This is a genomic window from Caballeronia sp., from assembly GCF_028292365.1.
Taxonomy (GTDB): Bacteria; Pseudomonadota; Gammaproteobacteria; order Burkholderiales; family Burkholderiaceae; genus Caballeronia.
On the sequence record NZ_JAQGMM010000321.1, the window covers coordinates 1 to 5,001 of the forward strand.

Here is a 5,001-nt window from a genome sequence, read left to right on the forward strand (position 1 = left end):
ACATGCCAGTTCCAGATGACCTTGACGGAATCATCGAGGCTGCGATTACCCGTTTCATGCAGGGCGCTCCCGCCGCTATGCGCAGCATTTCAAAGCGACACCCAGCGTAAAGACCCGCGCGCGCAGACGGGAAGTAAATAACCCGAGCGCGCACCCACCATGCACTATTCTGATTGCACCTGTCGCGTGAGCTCAGCATTGGCGGAGGTCTTTCCGCTCCCGCCGAAACTAGCGATTGCCGCCAGACCCAGGAGAGCTAGCGCACTGCCGAACCAGAAATCGGCGGGAATGCCGACCTGGTCGACCACCGTGCCGCCGATCAGCGAGCCGACAGCGATGGCGACCTGAATGATGCTGACGAACAGCGCCGATCCCGCCTCGGGAAGATCGGGAGTCGCGAGTTGCATCCAAACGCTGAGACACAGCGGCATGGCGCCGAATGCGATACCCCACACGAGTACCATAACCATGACCGCAGGCTCGGAATGCCGCAGCAGCGGCATGCTCAATAATGCAAGCATGAGCAACGATACCACCGTCACGAGCGACGTTTTCAGATTGCGTGTGACGATCGCGGAGAAGGCGAAGTTGGACACGAACCCGACGAAGCCGAAACCGAGCAACAGCCAGGTAATGCTGGACAAGCTGAAGCTGGCGTTTTGTAGCAGGAACGGCGCAATATAGGTGTACGACGAGAAGTGGGCGCCGAAGATCAGTGCGACCATCAGCAAACTTCTACGCGGATGGGCACGGCGCAGTAGCGCGGCCAGATCAGCAACGCGTAAAGCCGCACGCGACGGCAACGAAGGGATCAGGACCGCCTGCGCGGCCAGCGCAACGGCCACCAGCACGCTGGTTACCATGAACGACGCGCGCCACGACGCCAGGCCGGCGATGAACGTGCCGAGCGGCACACCGATCACCGTTGCACATGTCACCCCCGTCAGGATCGCGGCCGTCGCCCTGGCGGCGTCGTGGGGCCGCACCAGCCGTGCCGCCGCTGCCAGCGCAAGGGTCCAGAAACCGCCCAGACTCGCGCCGAGTATCGCCCGACCCAGCAGCATGAACGCGAAGCTGGGCGCGAAAGCTGATATGAGATTGGACACCAGCAGCAATACCGACAGCATCAGCAAGATATGGCGCCGGTCGATGCATCCGGCGCCCAGCATCATCCCTAGAGCCGAAATAGCGGCGATGACGCCAGGAACGGTGACCATCAGCCCCGCTGTGCCGGGCATGACGCCGAGATCCCGTGCAATCTGCGGCAACAGACCGACGGGCAAAAACTCCGTTGTGACAAACGCAAATGCGCCGATCGTCACGGACCCCACCGCCAACCACGAGCGCAAAGGAGACACGTCGCCATTGCCCGGCGAATGGCTATCTGCCGGCTGATTATTTTCGATCATCATGATGCTGCTTTCGGTCCAGGTATGTGCGATCTAATGTTGGGACGGCCGCCGCGCATCAATGAAAAAAAGCTCTGTTTCCAGAGCCGTTTTAATGAAGAGGCGACGCGATCCGATCTTCCTAAACGCGCGGGGATAAGAGGGGCCCCCGACGATGACGTGCGAAGCGCGTGCCTCTCATAAAGGTATCGGCGGCAGACTCAAAACCCTTCGAGAACGATCTTGCCGCGCGCGCGATTGCTTTCGATGAGTGCGTGAGCGCGCCGCAGGTTGTCGGCGTTGATCGCCCCGAAATGCTCGCCGAGCGTCGTACGCAGCGTGCCTGCGTCGATCAGCGCGGCGATGCGCTCAAGGATCTCATGCTGGCGGATCATATCCGGCGTCTCGAATAAAGATCGCGTGAACATGAGTTCCCAGTGCAGCGAGATCGCCTTCAATTTGAGCGGCATCGCGTCGAGCGTTTTCGGATCGTCGATGACACCAAGCTTGCCTTGCGGCGCGAGCACCTCGATGATCTGCGCATAGCGCGCTTCGGTATGCGTGAGGCTTGCGACATAGCGCACCTGCGTAACGCCGATCCGGCGCAGCTCTTCTTCCAGCGGGCGCGTGTGATCGATGACGTCGTGCGCTCCAGACTCGCGAACCCACTCTTGCGTCTGCGGTCGCGATGCCGTGCCGATCACTCGCAGCTTCGTTAGTTGCCGCGCGAGCTGAACAAGAATCGAGCCGACACCGCCAGCCGCGCCGATGACCAGGAGCGCATCGCCGTCGCCCCCGCCCTCGGCAACACAGAGGCGATCAAAGAGCAGCTCCCAGGCCGTGACCGAAGTGAGTGGCAACGCGGCGGCATGCGCGTGATCGAGTGTGGTGGGTTGATGACCGGCGATGCGCTCGTCGACGACGCCGTACTCGGCATAGGCACCGGGGCGGGCGACCGAACCGGCGTAATACACGTCGTCGCCGACCTTGAACAGCGTGACGGCCTCGCCGACGGCCTCGACCGTCCCGGCGGCATCCCACCCGAGCAAGCGCGGCGGGTCACCGAGCATTCCCGCACGGACCTTGGTGTCGACGGGGTTCACGGCGATGGCGCGAATCTTCACGAGCAAATCGCGCGGCCCCGGCTCAGGCTTCGGCAATTCCGTTTCGTAGAGTGCGCGTGGATCTTCGATCGACAGCCCGTGCTGATCATAAACGATAGCTTTCATCTGCGTCATTGGCGTGGTGTTCAAGGGCGAGCCGCTTTGGCGACACGGGCAAACTTTAATGATGCACTGCACAAGCAGCGCGAAAAACAGGGAGAATCGGGTAAAACTTTCACTACAGGAATGAAAATGATCCGGTTTGACGACCTGACGCTGTTCGTGCGGACCGCCGCGCTCGGCAGCTTCTCGAACGCCGCCCGCGAAGCGGACCTCCTACCGGGTCAGGTCAGCGCGGCCATTCAGAGGCTCGAGCGCGAGCTCGACGTTCGTTTGTTTGCGCGCTCGACGCGCAGCCTGCGCCTTACTGCCCAAGGCGAGGAATATCTGCCGTACGCAAACGAGGTGCTCGCGACATTGCAGGAGGGGCGGGAGCGCCTGCGTGGCGAGGCGGATGCGCTGCAGGGGCTTCTGCAGATCACCGCGCCGTCGGATCTGGGCCGCAATGTTCTGCTGCCCTGGATCACTGCGTTTCGCGAGGCGCACCCGAAGCTGTCGGTGCGGCTCTTTTTGTCCGATCAACTGACCGACATGTTTCGCGATCCGGTCGAGATCGCCATCCGCTACGGCCGCGCCGATAACGCGAGCTACGTCGCGCTACCGCTTGCCAGCGACAATCGGCGTGTGCTCGTCGCGTCTCCCGGCTATCTGCAACGGCATGGGCGGCCGCGCACGCTGGACGAACTGGCGGTACACCACTGCCTGCTCTATGTCATGGGCGGCCGGGTCTACGATAAATGGGTGTTCCCGGTGGCGGGCGAGCTCCGCCAGGTCGCTGTTACCGGATCGCTCTTTTGCGACGACGCGGACGTGGCACGGACCTGGGCGATCGAGGACCAGGGTATTGCATACAAATCGTGGCTCGACGTGTGCGCCGACGTGCGGGCGGGCCGACTCGAAGTGCTGATGCCCGAGCAGCCTGGCGAGGCGGCGCCGCTGAACCTCATCTGCACGCATCGCAAGCAGTTCTTTCCTGCGATCCGGCAACTGCATGAAGTGCTGAAAGAGCGCGTATCGATGCTTACGGCGCAGTTGCCGGCGGTCGGGCCTTGGTGACGCAAACAAAATTACTTAACAAACCTCGGACAGATTACAGCGCAGGCAAGCGAGAGCAAGGCGAAATGGGCGTCGAAACTTCGTTCAAAACTTTGGGCAACTTGCCGACACCAGTCAGTCAGGCATGAGTGAGGTATTGGTGAACCAATCTCCAAGGCCACCTACACGAAGGAATTTCGTGAAAAAGGCCGGTCACATTCACGCGGTGCTTCTATAGCACGGACTCAAGCGCACGCCGTGCGGTGCCGCTATGATTGCAGATGCAATTCCTTGCCAACCCGCTGGAGAACGTTATGCCGGAAGTCATTGTTTACGCAGTAGCAGGGCGCTCAGCCGAGCAAAAGAAAGCGCTAATGACGGGGATTACCAAAGCTGTGGTTGACAGCTTTGGAGTTGCCGCCGAACAGGTTGTCGTGCAGATCGTGGAGTCTTCACCGGACTCCAAGTCAAGAGGCGGCATTACGTTCAGCGAGCGGCAGCGCACGTCTTGAATCCGTATGGCGGACGCGCTTCCACGTCGGCGCAAAGCCTCGCTCACGTCCGTCTATATGAGCAGACGCCGAAATGACGAAGACCGCTAACCTAACCATCGAATAGAACTGCTCGTCTGCCCTCGTTTTACGTCATGAGTTGCGAAAGGACTCGCCACGATCGTCGCCGCCGCTGGAAATCTGGTTGTTCATTTGGCCGACCGCTTAGTCAGGGGCGACGCGGCATTGCTCGCCACAAAAAGCCGTAGTTGCCTTTCCGCGTCGACAACCTGATGCAACGGGGCAGTGTCGAGTTGGTGATCGTGCAACCCAAGCAGCTGCGCGATTGCAGATGCGTCCTCGGCACAGATACCCCACGTTCCCGTCTTCGAACCGAACACCATACAATTTTCTAGCGCGGCTTCAGCGCGCTCATAACACTGTAGCGGCACGCATCCAAATCCCGCGCGTTGAAGGTAATACGTCCTATAGACGGCGCGGGCTAATTGATTAATCAAGTACGAACTTCCGTTCTTGCGACGACAAACCGCCAGCGCGAGATGGTACGTCAAAGACAGGTCTCGCGCAGACCTTGCCGTCATCGGCAACAGCGCTGATTTGCTCAGGCGCTTTCTTGTGCTACCCGAAGGAGGCGGCTGTCGTCTGGTGTTTGCCATGTACTTGCTGCAGATCGAATGTCGAGCTTAGTGAGCGAATAGGTAGGTAAGCGAACTGACGCGGTTCAATCGAGCGTTCACGACCAGCACTCTATGGTCACGCGAGTGCCAGGCTCTGCATTGCCGATCTTCATGGTGAAGTTGTGGACCTGGATCACCGCTGAGACCATGCTAAGACCGAGACCCG

The 5,001-nt window shown here is 60.5% G+C and carries 4 protein-coding genes; 2 read left to right on the top strand and 2 right to left on the bottom strand.

All coding sequences use genetic code 11. The features are described 5' to 3' along the window. Window positions 1-164: 164 nt before the first annotated feature. Window positions 165-1,412 carry an MFS transporter gene (locus tag JWR14_RS19805; protein WP_299710090.1) on the bottom strand — a complete coding sequence of 416 codons (1,248 nt, stop codon included), beginning with the start codon at window positions 1,410-1,412 and terminating at the stop codon, window positions 165-167. A gap of 197 nt (window positions 1,413-1,609) precedes the next feature. Further along, on the bottom strand, window positions 1,610-2,617 hold the full coding sequence (locus JWR14_RS19810; RefSeq protein WP_299710096.1) for a zinc-binding alcohol dehydrogenase family protein: 1,008 nt from the start codon (window positions 2,615-2,617) through the stop codon (window positions 1,610-1,612). A 126-nt stretch (window positions 2,618-2,743) separates the two neighbouring features. On the opposite strand from JWR14_RS19810, the gene JWR14_RS19815 reads away from it, so the two are divergent. Next, complete coding sequence (locus tag JWR14_RS19815) at window positions 2,744-3,667, top strand: LysR family transcriptional regulator (protein ID WP_299710092.1); 924 nt, start codon at window positions 2,744-2,746, stop codon at window positions 3,665-3,667. A 260-nt stretch (window positions 3,668-3,927) separates the two neighbouring features. Further along, complete coding sequence (locus JWR14_RS19820; protein WP_299710094.1) at window positions 3,928-4,158, top strand: tautomerase family protein; 231 nt, start codon at window positions 3,928-3,930, stop codon at window positions 4,156-4,158. Window positions 4,159-5,001 lie beyond the last annotated feature (843 nt).

What these genes read in the sequence shown, in the direction of transcription:
- JWR14_RS19815 (WP_299710092.1), top strand. Translation starts at nt 2,744, where the DNA reads ATGATCCGGTTTGACGACCTGACGCTGTTCGTGCGGACCGCCGCGCTC.
- JWR14_RS19820 (WP_299710094.1), top strand. Translation starts at nt 3,928, where the DNA reads ATGCAATTCCTTGCCAACCCGCTGGAGAACGTTATGCCGGAAGTCATT.
- JWR14_RS19810 (WP_299710096.1), bottom strand. Translation starts at nt 2,617, where the DNA reads ATGAAAGCTATCGTTTATGATCAGCACGGGCTGTCGATCGAAGATCCA.
- JWR14_RS19805 (WP_299710090.1), bottom strand. Translation starts at nt 1,412, where the DNA reads ATGATGATCGAAAATAATCAGCCGGCAGATAGCCATTCGCCGGGCAAT.